Consider the following 13,587-nt stretch of genomic DNA (forward strand, 5'->3'; position numbering starts at 1 on the left):
CCGCGGGAGCTGCGGCGGGCGATCGGCTTCGTGAGCCAGGACACTTTCTTGTTCCATGGGACGGCGAAGGAGAATATCTCGTACGGCGACCCCGAGAAAGGCTTGCCCGCCATCGAGGCCGCGGCGAGGGCGGCCGAGGCGCACGAGTTCTTAAGCGCTTTGCCCCAAGGCTACGACACCGTGGTCGGGGAGCGCGGCCAGAAGCTGTCCGGCGGCCAGAGGCAGCGCCTGGCCATCGCGCGGGCCGTGCTGAAGGACCCGCCCGTCCTGATACTCGACGAGGCGACCTCGGCCGTGGACAACGAGACGGAGGCCGCGATCCAAAAGAGCCTGGATAAGCTCGTCGTCGGACGGACGACCGTGATGGTGGCCCATCGGCTCTCGACCATCGTCAAGGCGCACCGCATCTTCGTCCTGGAGGACGGGAAGATCGTCGAGGAAGGCACCCACGCCGAGTTGAGCGCCAGGCCCGGGCCGTACGCCGACCTGTGGCGCGTGCAGACCGGCCTCGTCGCGTCTTAAATCCCCCGGCGGCGGGCGCCGCCATGCAACTTTTCGGGCCCCTCGATCGTATGAATAGGACGAAGGACCCTTGCGGGTCGAGGAGGGGCGAGATACAATGACCGACGATATGAGTCGCGATATCAGCGAGCTGAAGCAGGCGGTCGAGAGCACGAACGCCGCGCTCAGGCAGGCGGTCGAAGGCCTCAACGCCGCGAATGCCAGGCTCGACAACACGAATGCCGACCTCGGCAAAACGAATGCCAAGCTCGACAGCACGAATGCCGAGCTCGGCAAAACGAATGCGGAGCTTGGCAACACGAACTCCAGGCTCAATCGTACGATGATCTCCGTCGCGGGGCTCGTCGGCGAGATGGCGGAATTGAAGGAATACTTGGCGGAGAACATGGCCACAAAGAAGGACATGTCCGACCTCAACTCGCGCATGGACGGCTTCTCCGGCCTGCTCCTGGACTCCCGCCACCGCTGGGCCGTCCACGCCGAAACGCTCACCAATCACGACGAGCGCCTCAAGAAGCTCGAAACGCCCACGGCGTAGGCGCCGTCGACGTACACCGCGCATCGCCTCCCCGCACCTAGGACCTTAGTCTGACTCCCATATCTTTGAGGAGCGGTTGTGCAGCAGCTTCTCCGTCTCCGCCTCGACGAGGTCCTCGAGCATGCCCTCGTCCGGACGCTGGGCCTCCATGGCCATGCTGCCGGTCACGCGCTTGACGCGCTTCAAGGCGGCCGCGCGCGCCTGGCGTCGGATGAGCTCGTCCAGGTCGCCGAGCGGCTGGGGCGCGAGCACCAAGCGGCAATCGAGCGCCGCGAAGATCCGGCGCAAAGTCGACAGCTGAACGTCCACCTTGCCGTTCTCGATGTTGGCGATGTGGGACTGCGTCAGGCCGCTGCGCTTGGCAAGCTGCGCCTGAGTCATGCCCAACCGCACGCGCGTGAGGAGGATCAAGCTCTGCGCCGCATAGTCCGCTGCTCCTTCCGGAGCCTGCGTCGCCCATTCGATGAATCGGGACAACACGCGGCTCATGCCGACCGATTGAGGACTTCGTTTTCTCATGGCTGCCTGACGCATTATAATATGTAATTACATATTATAAATAGCAATAAAAATGTATTTTATTATATTATACCGGACCGCCACAATAATGGCCGACCGCAGACCGGCCTTAACGCGACTTAGAGGCCCCCTGCCTGCGAGCCTGGTAGGTCAAGAGCTCCTGCGCGCGCTGCTGCCAGACCGCGCCCTTCATTCCCGCCGCGTATTCGAGGATCGGACCGACCTCCGGGGCGTTGCCCTGAAAGCCTTCCTCGACCTTCCTGAAGGCCCAGTAATCGACATTCTTGTTCTCATTGCCCAGATACTTTTTCACATAGGCCCAGCGCCGGTCCGCCGGCAGCGCCCCGAACTCGATGTCGCGCGCGGAAACGGCGAGCATCGGCGCCTTCAGCCGCAGCGCCAGTTCATCCAGCCCTCGGGCGCCCCGAGGACCTCCCACCCGCTCGATGATGTCGATCGCGAAGTGCCTGTCGTGCTCCGGCGCCTGTTCCAGGAACTCCAAGGCGTACTTCACCCCGGAGACGTCGCCGAGATCGGCGAGCGCCCGCCCCGCCGCCAGGCGGACGCCCGGCTTCGGCGACGACAGATAGGGGATCAAGACCTGCCTGGCGCGGCTCGGCCGGTACTTCGCGAGATAGACGGCCGCCCGCCGTACCGGCGGCGAAGCGTACGAGGCGCCGATTCCCGCGTAGGTCGGCTGGGCCTCGAATTCCGCGACGGCCTCGGCCACCACGGTCTCGAGCGAGGCCGGATCGAATCTCGCGAGCAGTCCCAAAGAGCCGTTCATGGTCCCCTCGTCGCCGCTTTTCCAGAGCGTCCGCTCGCGAACGACGGCCAGCGCCTCTCGCGCGTTCAGCCACTTCAATAGGACGAGCACGTGCCCGAGCCCGCGGGTTTCTTGTAATTTCAAGCGCTCGAGCAGCGCGGGGACCGAGCGCGGCCCCGCCTTGGCGAGCGTCAGCATGCCGATCGTCAGGCGACCGTTGTATTCGGACAGAGCATCGATCGCCTCCGAGGCGGTCATCGGAGCCAGGAGCTGGGCCCGAGTCATTTCGCCGGGGCCGGGCTTCGACAACTGGACTTTGACGTCGAGCAGGCCCGGGGCGAGGATCTTGACCTTGGCCTTTTCGACGTATTCGCGGTCGACGACTTTCATCAGGTCTTTCTCGAAGCCGCCGAGGTAGGTGGAGCTTATCATCGAGTCGACCATGGCCCGGGCCTCCGTGCTCACCGCGAGGCCCGGCTTGAAGGACAGCATGTCGGGGAGGTCCTCCGACCAGGCGCGCCCCAAGCCGCGCAGCATCTCGATGTCCGGCGCCGAGAGGACCTCCGAGTATGCCGGCACGCGCGGCCGGCCTAGATTAATCCGCTCCTCCACCATGGAATCGAGCAGCATCCAGAGCGGCGGCCCGGTTCCCTTGACGAGGTCGAACCGGAACCGACCCACCGCAGGGCGGTTCTCCCATGCCGCGATGCGCTCTTCCGTCCGATAATTGAGCGTCCACTCGAGCCACCGGCCGTAGACGATCGCCGAGCTCGAGGTCGTCTCGTACAGCCTCTGGGCTTGGTCGGGGCGGGCCATCAGCTCGCGGAGCACGCGGGCCCGGTCTTTATGATAGGCCAGCTTGGCGTCGCGCCATCGGGCCACGGCCTCGGGGGCCGCGTCCACGCCGAGCTTCTCGAGCTGTCCTTTGGAGACGGCGATGCGGCGGATCGCGTCCTTCAAGTTGTAAGGGCCGCTCATCGGGTCCCCCAGGCCGGGGACGTCCTTCTCCATGATCTCGAATCCCGATACGACGGCGACAGGGCCGGACCAGGGCGGGAGGTCGCCGCCGAACGCCGAAGGAACGCACGCGAACGCAAAGCTCACCCACAGAGCGGCTCTCGGAGTGGACATGCCCGGAGTATTGTCCAACCGGCGCTCGCTGTCAAGGCGGACGCCGCGGATGAAACTTTTTCGCCCCCTCGATCGTATGGTAGCAGGAGGTGCGAACATGAATGAGAAAAAGATCTGGTCGGCCGCGACCTTGATCGGGGGCGGCCTGGACGGGCTGATGATCCTGGCGGCGCTGGACCGCATCGAGGGGAAGCTCGCCGCCATCCAGGAGAAGATGGTGACCCGCGAAGAGTTCCATTCTCGCATGGATGGGTTCGCGGGCCTCAGCCGCCGCGCTTGCGGCGCGCGATCATGACCGGCGAGACCAGCCAGGCGACGGCCAGGTAGTCTCCGAGCCAATAGGACGCGAAGGCCGAGAGCCAGTACGGGTCGACGCGCTCGCCGGTCTCCTCGCTCACCGCGCCGGTCCAGATCAGAAGCATCGCGAACACGGCCGGGAGCCAGCGCAGAAGCCGCCGCGTGGAGACCGTGTCGGGCAGCTCGACGTCGCTGTCGCTCTCCGCGTCGATGCCCATGAGGTTGAACGGCATGATGATGAACCAGATCGGCGGCCCCAGCCAGCGCGAGAGGGCGTCGTCGGAGGTCCCCGGAGGCCCGCCGCCGAAAAACCGGTGCCGCGCGGCGCGCAGGCCGAGGTCCGCTAAACCGAGCATCGCCGCGAACAAGGCCACCCCGCCGAACAAGGGAAAGTGGGTGAAGGCGCGGACGACGGTCCAGGCGATGACCCGAAAGGAGGGCTTGCCGGACAGGGCGCGCGCGTAGAACCGATGCAGGAGAGCGCCGCCGAGGGCGCTCAGGCAGACGATCCACGGCAGCACGCGGAGGAACTTGCGGCCGACGCGGTGGAGATCCCAGTCGCCGAAGCCGTCGTGGAGGCCGAGGCCGGCGTAGACGCCCAGCATCGCCAGCGCCGCGCCGGCCAGGACGGCGGCCATGAAACGCGTCCGGGAGGCGAGCTCGGCGCCGCGGGATGATTCCTGCACCGGAATCAGTGTAGAGGGCCGGGAAGCGGGCGTCAATGGCGGCGCGCCGGGTAGGACCAATGTCCTCGGGAAAAAGGGACCTTCGGCTCACTCGCCCTCCCGGGACATTCCCTATTATGGGAGCGTGAGAGCCGCCGTCGCCGTCGTCCTCGCGCTCGTCCTGGGGCTGTCCCCCGCCGCCCAGGCGCAGGTCGTCTCCGGACGGGCCGCCGCGCTTCCCTCGGGAGGCCTCGGCCTCGCCCCGCTCTCGGCCCCCCGACTGTCGGCGCCGACGGTCTCGCTCTCGGCCTTGAGCGCGCCGGGCCTCGGCTCCACTCTCGCCGTCCCGTCCCCGGCTCCGATTCCCGCGGCATTCATGACGGCGCCCGTCTCGGCGGTCCGGCCGGTCCGCGCCGCGCCGGCCCTCCTCCCGCTGAGGGCCGCCCCCGCCGCGCCGACGCCCGAGAAGGCACGCGAGGTCCAGGCGCGCTTCGACGAGCTGAAGGCGGCCTTCGACGAGAAGGACGCCGAGGCCTCCGTCGCGACGGCCGGCGAGCCTTCCGCGCCTCTCGCCCCCGCGGAGCTCGAGCCTCCGAAGGCGGCGAACGAGCCGCCCGCGCCGCCGGGCGCGCCGCGCGGGAAGACCTACTTCGGCTTCTCCAAGCCGCTGGCGTTCTTCCTGCTGGCGCTGATACTGGCCCAGGTCGGCATCGAGTCCCAGAACGCGGGGCTGCCGCCCCTGATCGCGAAGGTGTTCGGCAGCGCGTCGGTGGTCGCGGACGTGGGCATGACCGCCGCGCTCGCGGAGCTCGCGGGCACCATCGCCGCGCCCATCGTCGCCAAGAAGCTCGGCCTCAAGGGCGCCTACGTGTGGAGCGCGGGTCTGCGCGTGGCGACGGGAGGCTTGATCGCCGGTCTGCTCGCGGCGGGCTGGCTGAGCCTGGGCGGGCTGGTGGCGCTGTTCGCCGTGGACGCGGTCCTGCTCGGCGTCGCGCTGATCACGGAGAAGAGCATACCCGCCGTGCTCCTGAACCAGGACCAGCGGAAGCTCGAGCACTTCAAGGCCGCCCGTCAGACCGTCGTCGAGGTCGTGGCCACCATCGTGCCGATCGCGACCGGCGCCTTGGTCGCGGCGGTCGGGTTCATCCCCGCCTTGGTCGCGTTCCCCGTCGCGATGTCGCTCTCGATCGGCCTGGTGGCGCTGACGCTGAAGTTCCCCGGCAAGGTCTCGGGCCTCGACGGCAACGGGCTGCCCGGTCCCGGCGAGGGGTCGCTCCTCACGTATTTCCAGCATTTGAAGGACGGCGTGCTCCAGGTCGCGCGGACGCCGGCCCTGCTGTACAGCGTGCTCACCTACTCGCTCGTGTACGTGCCGATCTCGCTCGTGTACTGGTTCATCGCCCCGGCGTTCGCGCTGCACGTGGCGGGGCCCGGCCACGAGGCCCTGGCCGCGGCGTACGGCGGGATGATGATCGGGCTGTACAGCCTGGGCGGCATCGTCGCGGGGCTGTGGACGATGCGCCAGCAGAGGCGGGAGCGCGACGCCGCGGCGATGCGGACCTCGATGCTGCGGTGGACGGTCGCCTGCGCGCTCGGCATGACCTTGTTCGCGGCGCTGGCCGCGCCGGTCGGGGCGCTGTGGGGCAGCCTGACCGTGCCCGCGCTGGCGCTGTTCTTCTTCGGCATCCCTCAGGTGATCGCCAAGCTGAAGCTCGAGAGCTTCTTCCAATCGCGCGCGCCGAAGGGCAAGGTGGACGACGCGACGGCGGTGCTCGAGAGCGCGTCGTCGATCGTCATCGTCCTCGGGCTGTGGGCGTTCGGCAAGATCCTCGCCGGAGCCGGCATCGCGAGCCTGCCCCTGCTGGCGCTCGCGGTGGGACCGCTCATCGGCCTCCTGCTCCTCCTGACCTGGGCGCTCGCCCGCGCGTCGAAGCCCGCCGTTGCCCCATAAGGCCCATTTTTAAAATGGTCCTAAAGACCTTTGGGCTTATGGGACGATGATGTACTAACATCCCCACCCGCCGAGGAACGCTTGGCCGCGCTATGCGCGGCCGGTCTGGAGTTGTGCACATGCAAGCCTCCGCTTATCTCGCCGCCGTCCTCGTCTTCGCCGTTCCCACGTCCGCCCTCACCAATCCCGCGCCGGAGACCTTGCTCGCGCTGAACTCCGTCCAGACCTTCGGCCTGGCCGGCGCCGAGTTCGGCCGCTTCTTCGACGCGGGCGCCCACCGCGCGCTCCTCAACGTGCCGGAGGTTGCCGGCAGGCCCGCGGTCCCGGCGATCCCGGCGGCCGCGCCGAAGCCGCTGTCGAAACGGACGCCCGCCGCGGTCCCCTTCGTGCTCGAGATCCCGCCGGTGCCGCCGCTGCCCTTCACGCGGACCTTCGACCGGCTGCGCAGGCGCCCGGAGACGGACGGCTACGACGCGATGATCGCGCGGCACGCGGACGCGCTCGGCCTGGACCCGAGGCTGGTCAAGTCCGTGATCGCCGCCGAGTCGGAGTTCACGGCGCGCGCGAAGTCCCCGGCCGGGGCGCTCGGGCTGATGCAGGTGATGCCCGCGACCTCGGAGGAGATGGGCGTGTCGGGACGGGCGCTGTACGAGCCGGAGGCCAACATCCGCGCGGGCACTCTGTACATGGTGCACCTGTTCGAGCGCGCCTGGAGGAAGTACCAGCTGAAGGGCGTGCCGTACAAGGACGCGCCGTCTTGGCTGATCCAGCGGATCGTCGCGGCGTACAACGCCGGGCCGAGGTTCCTCGCGCATCGCCGCCTGTACGCGCAGACGCGCGACTACGTGAGGAAGGTCCTGCTCTTCTACCGGTCCAAGGTCAGCGAGCTGCGCCCCGCGACGGCTTGAAATAACCGGGACGAAACCTTTACCTCGCCGCTAAGGCGCGGATAAGGCCGCCGTGTTATCTTGGGGGCATGAATCTCATCCCCGCGCTGGAGCGAAGAGCCGACGAGCCCGAGCTGATGGACTCGGGCACACCGAGCGCGGCGGAGCTCAGCGACGCGCTGGATTTCCTCTCCACGTCCAACACCTTCCTCGGCGGCTGGGCGGTCATGCGCGACCGGCTGGAGATCTGGAGCCGGGCCTGGGACAAGCGCAAGATCATCACCATGCTCGACGTCGGCACCGGCGCGGCCGACATCCCGCTGCGCATCCTGAACTGGGGGCGGCAGCGCAGGTTCAATATAAAGATAACCGGCATCGACATCGACGAGCGCATACTCGAGCTCGCGCGGGCGCGGACGGAGGGAGAGCAGAGCCTGTGGCTGATGCAGGCGAACCTCCGGGAGTTCGCCGAGCAGGGCGGGCGGTTCGACTACGTCCTGGGCTCGCTGTTCCTGCACCACCTGCCGCCGGCGGAGTTGGAGGAGTCGCTGAGGCTGTGCGACGGCCTCGCCGAGAAGGGCCTGCTCTTCAGCGACCTGCGGCGCTGCGCGGCGGCGTACGCCGGCGTGAGGGCGCTGACCTGCCTGGCCGGGCGGGTGTCGCGCTGCGACGGGCCGCTGTCGGTGCGGCGCGCCTTCCTGCCGGAGGAGCTCGAGGGCGCGGCCCACCGCGCGGGGCTGAAGTACCTGAGGGTCAGGCGCGGGCCGTTCTTCCGGCTGAGCCTCGCCGGAGAGAAGATCTGATGGCGCGGGTGCTGGCCGTCGGGACCGCCGTGCCGGAGACGCGGTACGAGCAGAAGACGATCCGGGCGCGCTGCGCGGCCGCGTTCGCGGGCACCGAGGCGGGCGGCCGCGAGGGCGTGTTCGACCGGGCTGGCGTCGAGTCCCGCGCCTTGGTCGAGGCGCCCGATTACTATTTCGCCGGCGCCGCCTTCGCGAAGCGCAACGCGGATTATCTCCCGCACGCCGAGCGCCTGGCGCGGAGGGCGCTGCTGTCCGCCCTCGAGCAGGCCGGCGTCGCGATCGGGGAGCTGACCCACCTGTTCAGCGTCACGACGACGGGCCTGCTGACCCCGAGCCTCGACGCGCACCTGGCGCAGTCTTTGCCCTTCCGGCGTACGCTCAAGCGCACGCCGCTGTTCGGCGTCGGCTGCGCGGGCGGGGCCGTGGCGTTGTCCCGGGCCTATGAGTACCTGCGCGGCCATCCCGAGGAGACGGTCGCCGTGCTGTCGGTCGAGCTGTGCAGCCTGACCTTCCTCCCCCGGGACGGGACGATGACCCAGCTCGTGGCCGCGGCGCTGTTCGGCGACGGGGCCGCCTGCGCCGTCCTGTGCGGCGCGCGGGCGCCGGCGGCCGCGCGCGCGAGGCTCGCGGTCGTCGACAACGAGAGCGCGCTGATCCCGGACTCCCTGCACGTGATGGGCTGGGACTTCGGCGGGGACGGCATGCGCCTCGTGCTCTCGACCGACGCGCCCGCCGTCGTCGAGCGGAACCTGGAGGCCGCGCTGAGCCCCCTGCTCGCGCGCCACGGCGCCTACGTGGACGAGCTGGCCCCTTTGATCCTGCATCCGGGGAGCGCGCGCATCCTCGACGCCTGCGAGCGCGCGATGGGCCTGCCCGACGGCGCGGCGGGGCTCTCCCGCGCGTTCCTGAGGCGGCACGGCAACCTGTCGTCGGCGTCGGTGCTGTTCATCCTGAAGGACGCTTTGGCCGAGCCCGCGCGGCCCGGCTCCTGGGGACTGCTCGCCGCTCTCGGGCCCGGCTTCGCCCTCGAGGCGCTGCTGCTGCGCGCCTCATGACCCACGACTGCGCGATCATCGGGGCGGGCCCGGCGGGCTGCGCGGCGGCGATGTACCTGGCGCGCGCGGGCCGCTCCGTGGCGCTGATCGACCGCGCGGCGTTCCCGCGCCGGAAGGCCTGCGGCGAAGGCATCATGCCCGCGGGCGTCGCGGTCCTGCGCGACCTCGGCGTCTACGAGGAAGCCGAGGCGCTCGGCCGGAGGTTCAGCGGCGTCGCCTGGACGACGCGCGAGGGGCGGTTCGCGCGCTCGCGCTTCCCGGACGGCCAGGGCCTGGCGGTGCCGCGGGAGGACCTCGACCACCTCCTGCTGAGGCGGGCCGCGGAGATGCGCGGCGTGCGCGTCTTCCAGAACACCGCGCCCCTCGGCGTCGAGCGCGCGGGCGACGGGGTGCGCGTGCGGCTGCCGAACGGGACGCTGCGCGCCGAGCGCCTCATCGCGGCCGACGGGGCCGCCTCGCCCTCGCTCCGGTCCCTCGGCGTGCCGCGCCGGGAGCCCGCGCTCAAGCGCTACGGCCTCGCGGCCCGGCTCACGAGCGTCGGCGCCGGGGACTTCGTCGAGGTGTTCATGATCGAAGGCGGCGAGGTGTACCTGACGCCGCTGCCCGGCGAGTGCCGGGTCTCGGCGGCGCTGCTGCTGGAGCGGGCGACGCTGGCGCGGGATTTCCGGGGCCGCGAGGCCGCGTTCTGGCGCCTGGCGCGCGCCCACCCCGCGCTGAGGACGAGGCTCGCGCGCGCGGCGCTCGACGCGCCGGTCGTGGGCCTCGGCCCGCTGGCGTCCGCGTCCGAGAGCTGCGAGGACGGCCCCTGGCTCGCCGCGGGCGACGCCGCGGGCGCGGTGGACCCGCTCGTCGGCGACGGCATCGGCCTCGCGCTGAGGAGCGGGCGCCTGGCGGCCGAGGAGACCGCCGCGGCCCTCGGAGGCTGGGGGCGTCCCGGCGGCTACACCCGGCGGCGGCGGCGGCTCCTGCGCCCCAAGGAGCGGCTGGCCCGCCTCGCGCTCGCGATGAGCCGCCGGCCGAAGCTCGCGCGCTGGGCGATCAGGGGGCTGCACGCCTTTCCCTCCGCGTTCTCGGCCCTGCTCGCCGACTAGCCGCCGCGGCGTCTAATCGCGGCGCAGGCTCCGGATGCCGGCCGCGCAGAACACCAAGGCCATGCCGACGACGTAGAGCCGGAAGCTCGCGTCGCGGCCGGCGCGGGGCAGGAGCCACTCGGGGACGAAGGCGTCCTCCGGGAACAGGACGAGCCCGGCGAAGCCGCGCAGCGCGATGAGCGCGCCGACGAGCATCAGCAGGCGCGCGCCGGAGCCGCGGGGCGGGACGCGCTTCGACGCGTCGGAGACGGCGCTCCGCCGCCAGGACCGCCCCAGGTCGTAGCGCGCCCGCCGGTAGGGGTTCCCCAGCGTCTCGTAGGCGGCCTGGATGCGCATGAAGCGCTCGCCGGCGCGCGGGTCGCCGGCGTTCAGGTCGGGATGGCGCCGGAGCGCCAGCGTCCGATAGGCGGCCTTGATCTCTTCGGGCTTCGCGTCGGGGGGCACGCCCAGGATCTCATAGCAGTCTTTCTCCATGGAGGAAGTCTAGGAATCGGAACGCGGGAGGCCAAGGACGGGCGTGGGACTTTTTAGCGACGGCTCAGTCGCCGCCGCCGGTGTCCACCGTGTACTTGCCGAGGACCCGGCCCTCGGAGAGGAGCTCGTCGACGGCGGCGAGCAGCTGGCGCCGGCCGACGGGCTTGGTCAGGTAGCCGCTGCCGCCCGCGCCCATGCTGCGGCGGTAGTCCGCGGCCACGTGCGAGGCGGTCAGGAAGAGGACCGGCACCCCGTCGAGGCCGGGCGCGCCGCGCAGGCGCCGGCAGGCCTCGAAGCCGTCGGACCCGGTGAGATGGAGGTCCATGATGACGAGGTCCGGCCTCCGGGCCCGGATCGCGCCGGCCAGCTCGTCGGCGTCCTTGAGCGCGAGGGCCTCGTACGTCGGTTCCAGCCACGAGTGCACGATGGTCTGGAAGTCCGGCTCGTCGTCCACCATGTAGATGCAGGGCTTCATGCCGATAGCATACGCCCGGCGTCCCGACGGAGCCAGTCAAATAACGGTCAAATCCCTCAGGCGCCGCGCTTCTTGCGGGTGGCGACCGTCTCGCCGGCGATGCCCCAGCCGTCGGCCGGGACCTCTTCCATCACGACGTGGGTGGTCGCCGGGTTCTTGCCGAGGACCTCGGCGGCGAGCGCGGTGACGCGCTTAATGAACTCGGCCTTCTGCTCGGCCGTGGGGCCGGGGGTCATCTTGATATTAATGAAGGGCATGGGCGTATCATACCAACCACGGATATCAACCACAAAGACACCAAGACACAAAAAAGAAAGGGTAACGGCATCGGCTTGCCGTTACCCTCCTTTCCGTTCTTCGTGTCTTGGTGTCTTTGTGGTAAGAATCCCCCGGATCAGCGTCCGCGCGCGGCCGGGCCGGAACGGCGCTCGCCCCGGTGCTCCAGGCGTTCTCCGCGGCGCTCCAGGCGCTCGCCGTGCCGCTCGCGGCGCTCGCCGCGGCGTTCCAGGCGTTCCCCGCGGTTCTCGCGGCGCTCGCCCGTCCGCTCGAGCTTCTCGGAGCGCCTCTCGAGACGGGACGCGGCCTTGTCCTTCCCCGCGGCCGCGAGCGCGTCCGCCTTGGCGTCGAGCTTCTCGGCGCGCTCCTGCATGCGCTCGCCTTGCCGCTCGAGGCGCTCGCCCTTGTTCTCCAGGCGCTCGCCCTGCCGCTCGAGGCGCTCGCCCCGCCGCTCCAGCTTCTCCCCTGCATGCTCCGCGGCTTCCTCGGCCGACGCGGCCGGGGCGAGGCTGAGCATCACGGCGAACATCAGAAGGCTTTTCATTTTCGTTGGTCTCCTTTGCTACCTTACCCCCCATGACGCGACAGGCCCCCCCGAGGTTTAGTGACTTCGGTCACGACTAAACCCCCATGCCCCCGGAAGCGTCTATAGGGATGGAGGATCGGGACCGCGGCCTCATTCAAGCCGTCGCTCAAGGCGATGAAGCCGCCCTCGACGCGCTCATGAAGGCCCACATGCCCTCGGTCCACGCGGTCGCGCGGCGCCTGCTCGGCGACGACGCCTCCGCCGACGACGCGGCCCAGGAGACGTTCCTGGCCGTGTGGCGCTCCGCGAAGTCCTACCGCGGCGACGCCCCGGGACGGGCCTGGATATTGAGGATCGCGCTCAACAAGGCGCGCTCGGCCGGACGCTGGCGCTCCGTGCGGCGCTGGCTGAGCCTCGACCATGCGGCCAGCGGGGAGCCCGACGCGCCCGCTCTGGGCGAGGCCGTCGCCGACCCCTCGCCCGAGGCCGATCCAGCCGGGAGACGAGAGCGGGACGACCGGGCCGAGCGCCTGCGCGCCGCCGTCGAGGGACTCCCCCCTCGTCAGAAGGAGATGGTCTTGCTGCGCCTGGAGGGCCTCGAGATCAACGAGATCGCCGCCGCCGTCGGAGCGGCCGAGGGCACGGTCAAGGCGACCTTGCACCAGGCGCGGGCGCGCCTCGAACCGCTGTTAAAGGAGACACCGTGAGCGACCCCTTCTGGGACGGCCTGAACGAAGCCCTGCCCCGCGTCCGTCGCGGAGAGCCCGGCTGGACGCATCAACGCGGGAAGGTCCTGTCGCTCCTGCGCGGCGGCGCCCCCGCCCCGCGCCGTCTCGCGGGCCTGCTCGCCGCCGGCACCTTGGCGGCCGCCCTCGTCCTGGTGTTCCGCAGCCGGCCCGCGCCGCCGCCCGAGACCCCGCCGACGGCGTCGATGCCCGCCGACGACCTCGACTTCCTGGAGACGGCCCCGCTGCTCGAGCACCTCGACGAGCTTCAAGACGCCGTGGAGCTGGACAAGGCATGAGCTATCTCGACCTGCTGTTGCTGGCCGCCGTGCTCGCCGGCGGCATGGCGGCCCGGCAAGAGGCCCTGGCCCACCCGCCCGCGGAGCTGCTGCAGAACATCGAGCTGCTCGACGACCTCCCCCTGATCGAGGGCGGAGAGGAGGCCCCGTGAGGAACGCGCTCTTCGCCTTGCTGTTGACCCTCTGCGCCGCCGCCGCGCGCGCCGACGACGCGTCCCGCGCGCGCTGGGAGGCGATGACGCCCGCCGAGCGCGAGCGCGTCGTCGAGAACTACCGGCGCTGGAAGGCCATGCCCGAGGAGCGCCGCGCCGAGATCAAGGAGCGCCACGAGCGCTTCTCGGCCCTGCCGCCCGAGGAGAAGCGGGCGCTCCGCGCGCGGTGGAAGCGCTTCCAGGAGCTGTCGCCCGAGCAGCGCGCGCGGCTGCGCGAGCGCTTCCGCAAGCTCGAGAAGATGCCGCCCGAGAAGCGCGAACGCTTCCTGCGCGAGCGGCGGGAGCGCCGGGAGCAGCGCCGCGAGAACCATCAGCGTCGCGGCGAGCGCCGCGAGCAGCGCCACGAGCGGCGCCGCCAGCGTCCTACGCGCTGAG

19 protein-coding genes are annotated in these 13,587 nt (G+C 70.4%); 12 read left to right on the forward strand and 7 right to left on the reverse strand.

Going from position 1 to position 13,587, the window contains the following annotated elements; translation table 11 throughout:
- Together HYV14_00135 and HYV14_00140 are read left to right on the forward strand one after the other, a co-directional pair.
- Positions 1–522 (forward strand): ATP-binding cassette domain-containing protein (locus HYV14_00135; protein MBI2384398.1); only part of this gene is annotated, 522 nt, incomplete at its 5' end.
- 109 nt (positions 523–631) lie between these two features.
- A complete protein-coding gene (locus HYV14_00140) occupies positions 632–1,060 on the forward strand; it encodes a hypothetical protein (protein ID MBI2384399.1) in 429 nt (142 codons plus the stop codon).
- A 45-nt stretch (positions 1,061–1,105) separates the two neighbouring features.
- On the opposite strand, the gene HYV14_00145 is transcribed toward HYV14_00140, so the two are convergent.
- Both HYV14_00145 and HYV14_00150 read right to left on the reverse strand, forming a co-directional pair.
- The gene (locus tag HYV14_00145) at positions 1,106–1,579 is read right to left on the reverse strand and encodes a helix-turn-helix domain-containing protein (protein ID MBI2384400.1); all 474 of its coding nucleotides are present in this window, start codon (positions 1,577–1,579) and stop codon (positions 1,106–1,108) included.
- Between the two features lie 109 nt (positions 1,580–1,688).
- Complete coding sequence (locus HYV14_00150; protein MBI2384401.1) at positions 1,689–3,476, reverse strand: HEAT repeat domain-containing protein; 1,788 nt, start codon at positions 3,474–3,476, stop codon at positions 1,689–1,691.
- A 97-nt stretch (positions 3,477–3,573) separates the two neighbouring features.
- Between HYV14_00150 and HYV14_00155 the strand changes: the two genes are divergently transcribed.
- The gene (locus tag HYV14_00155) at positions 3,574–3,771 is read left to right on the forward strand and encodes a hypothetical protein (protein ID MBI2384402.1); all 198 of its coding nucleotides are present in this window, start codon (positions 3,574–3,576) and stop codon (positions 3,769–3,771) included.
- Here HYV14_00155 and HYV14_00160 read toward each other — a convergent pair.
- Positions 3,740–4,459, reverse strand: coding sequence for a hypothetical protein (locus tag HYV14_00160; protein MBI2384403.1), 720 nt, complete (start codon positions 4,457–4,459; stop codon positions 3,740–3,742). The genes HYV14_00155 and HYV14_00160 overlap by 32 nt on opposite strands.
- Positions 4,460–4,583: 124 nt before the next feature.
- Here HYV14_00160 and HYV14_00165 point away from each other — a divergent pair, with 124 nt between their 5' ends.
- The 5 genes from HYV14_00165 to HYV14_00185 all read left to right on the forward strand — a co-directional run bounded on the left by HYV14_00165 (position 4,584) and on the right by HYV14_00185 (position 10,225).
- Positions 4,584–6,389 carry a hypothetical protein gene (locus HYV14_00165; protein MBI2384404.1) on the forward strand — a complete coding sequence of 602 codons (1,806 nt, stop codon included), beginning with the start codon at positions 4,584–4,586 and terminating at the stop codon, positions 6,387–6,389.
- Between the two features lie 119 nt (positions 6,390–6,508).
- Complete coding sequence (locus HYV14_00170; protein MBI2384405.1) at positions 6,509–7,297, forward strand: lytic transglycosylase domain-containing protein; 789 nt, start codon at positions 6,509–6,511, stop codon at positions 7,295–7,297.
- Positions 7,298–7,365: 68 nt separating this feature from the next.
- Positions 7,366–8,079 (forward strand): methyltransferase domain-containing protein, encoded by a 714-nt coding sequence (locus HYV14_00175; GenBank protein MBI2384406.1) that lies wholly within the window; start codon positions 7,366–7,368, stop codon positions 8,077–8,079.
- The gene (locus HYV14_00180) at positions 8,079–9,134 is read left to right on the forward strand and encodes a type III polyketide synthase (protein MBI2384407.1); all 1,056 of its coding nucleotides are present in this window, start codon (positions 8,079–8,081) and stop codon (positions 9,132–9,134) included. Before HYV14_00175 ends, HYV14_00180 begins: the two co-directional genes overlap by 1 nt.
- The gene (locus HYV14_00185) at positions 9,131–10,225 is read left to right on the forward strand and encodes an FAD-dependent oxidoreductase (protein MBI2384408.1); all 1,095 of its coding nucleotides are present in this window, start codon (positions 9,131–9,133) and stop codon (positions 10,223–10,225) included. The genes HYV14_00180 and HYV14_00185 overlap by 4 nt, the downstream gene beginning before the upstream one ends.
- Before the next feature lie 12 nt (positions 10,226–10,237).
- On the opposite strand, the gene HYV14_00190 is transcribed toward HYV14_00185, so the two are convergent.
- The 4 genes from HYV14_00190 to HYV14_00205 form a co-directional block, all read right to left on the reverse strand.
- A complete protein-coding gene (locus tag HYV14_00190; GenBank protein ID MBI2384409.1) occupies positions 10,238–10,699 on the reverse strand; it encodes a J domain-containing protein in 462 nt (153 codons plus the stop codon).
- A gap of 64 nt (positions 10,700–10,763) precedes the next feature.
- Positions 10,764–11,174: a response regulator gene (locus tag HYV14_00195; GenBank protein ID MBI2384410.1), complete on the reverse strand. Its 411-nt coding sequence runs from the start codon at positions 11,172–11,174 to the stop codon at positions 10,764–10,766.
- A 56-nt stretch (positions 11,175–11,230) separates the two neighbouring features.
- A complete protein-coding gene (locus HYV14_00200) occupies positions 11,231–11,431 on the reverse strand; it encodes a 4-oxalocrotonate tautomerase family protein (protein MBI2384411.1) in 201 nt (66 codons plus the stop codon).
- Between the two features lie 137 nt (positions 11,432–11,568).
- Positions 11,569–11,994, reverse strand: a complete 426-nt coding sequence (locus HYV14_00205) for a hypothetical protein (protein ID MBI2384412.1) — start codon at positions 11,992–11,994, stop codon at positions 11,569–11,571.
- 110 nt (positions 11,995–12,104) lie between these two features.
- Here HYV14_00205 and HYV14_00210 point away from each other — a divergent pair, with 110 nt between their 5' ends.
- From HYV14_00210 to HYV14_00225, 4 genes are read left to right on the forward strand one after another with little or no spacing between them, the layout of a single operon-like run.
- Positions 12,105–12,683, forward strand: a complete 579-nt coding sequence (locus HYV14_00210) for an RNA polymerase sigma factor (protein ID MBI2384413.1) — start codon at positions 12,105–12,107, stop codon at positions 12,681–12,683.
- Positions 12,680–13,000 (forward strand): hypothetical protein, encoded by a 321-nt coding sequence (locus HYV14_00215; GenBank protein ID MBI2384414.1) that lies wholly within the window; start codon positions 12,680–12,682, stop codon positions 12,998–13,000. Before HYV14_00210 ends, HYV14_00215 begins: the two co-directional genes overlap by 4 nt.
- Positions 12,997–13,152 carry a hypothetical protein gene (locus HYV14_00220; GenBank protein ID MBI2384415.1) on the forward strand — a complete coding sequence of 52 codons (156 nt, stop codon included), beginning with the start codon at positions 12,997–12,999 and terminating at the stop codon, positions 13,150–13,152. The genes HYV14_00215 and HYV14_00220 overlap by 4 nt, the downstream gene beginning before the upstream one ends.
- Positions 13,149–13,586 (forward strand): DUF3106 domain-containing protein, encoded by a 438-nt coding sequence (locus tag HYV14_00225; GenBank protein ID MBI2384416.1) that lies wholly within the window; start codon positions 13,149–13,151, stop codon positions 13,584–13,586. The genes HYV14_00220 and HYV14_00225 overlap by 4 nt, the downstream gene beginning before the upstream one ends.
- Position 13,587: the final 1 nt, after the last annotated feature.

This window comes from Elusimicrobiota bacterium, from assembly GCA_016182905.1.
Taxonomy (GTDB): Bacteria; Elusimicrobiota; Elusimicrobia; order UBA1565; family UBA9628; genus GWA2-66-18.

Coding starts and splice junctions, on each gene's coding strand:
- HYV14_00140 (MBI2384399.1), top strand. CDS start 632: ATGAGTCGCGATATCAGCGAGCTGAAGCAGGCGGTCGAGAGCACGAAC.
- HYV14_00145 (MBI2384400.1), bottom strand. CDS start 1,579: ATGAGAAAACGAAGTCCTCAATCGGTCGGCATGAGCCGCGTGTTGTCC.
- HYV14_00150 (MBI2384401.1), bottom strand. CDS start 3,476: ATGTCCACTCCGAGAGCCGCTCTGTGGGTGAGCTTTGCGTTCGCGTGC.
- HYV14_00155 (MBI2384402.1), top strand. CDS start 3,574: ATGAATGAGAAAAAGATCTGGTCGGCCGCGACCTTGATCGGGGGCGGC.
- HYV14_00170 (MBI2384405.1), top strand. CDS start 6,509: ATGCAAGCCTCCGCTTATCTCGCCGCCGTCCTCGTCTTCGCCGTTCCC.
- HYV14_00175 (MBI2384406.1), top strand. CDS start 7,366: ATGAATCTCATCCCCGCGCTGGAGCGAAGAGCCGACGAGCCCGAGCTG.
- HYV14_00180 (MBI2384407.1), top strand. CDS start 8,079: ATGGCGCGGGTGCTGGCCGTCGGGACCGCCGTGCCGGAGACGCGGTAC.
- HYV14_00185 (MBI2384408.1), top strand. CDS start 9,131: ATGACCCACGACTGCGCGATCATCGGGGCGGGCCCGGCGGGCTGCGCG.
- HYV14_00190 (MBI2384409.1), bottom strand. CDS start 10,699: ATGGAGAAAGACTGCTATGAGATCCTGGGCGTGCCCCCCGACGCGAAG.
- HYV14_00195 (MBI2384410.1), bottom strand. CDS start 11,174: ATGAAGCCCTGCATCTACATGGTGGACGACGAGCCGGACTTCCAGACC.
- HYV14_00200 (MBI2384411.1), bottom strand. CDS start 11,431: ATGCCCTTCATTAATATCAAGATGACCCCCGGCCCCACGGCCGAGCAG.
- HYV14_00205 (MBI2384412.1), bottom strand. CDS start 11,994: ATGAAAAGCCTTCTGATGTTCGCCGTGATGCTCAGCCTCGCCCCGGCC.
- HYV14_00210 (MBI2384413.1), top strand. CDS start 12,105: ATGGAGGATCGGGACCGCGGCCTCATTCAAGCCGTCGCTCAAGGCGAT.
- HYV14_00220 (MBI2384415.1), top strand. CDS start 12,997: ATGAGCTATCTCGACCTGCTGTTGCTGGCCGCCGTGCTCGCCGGCGGC.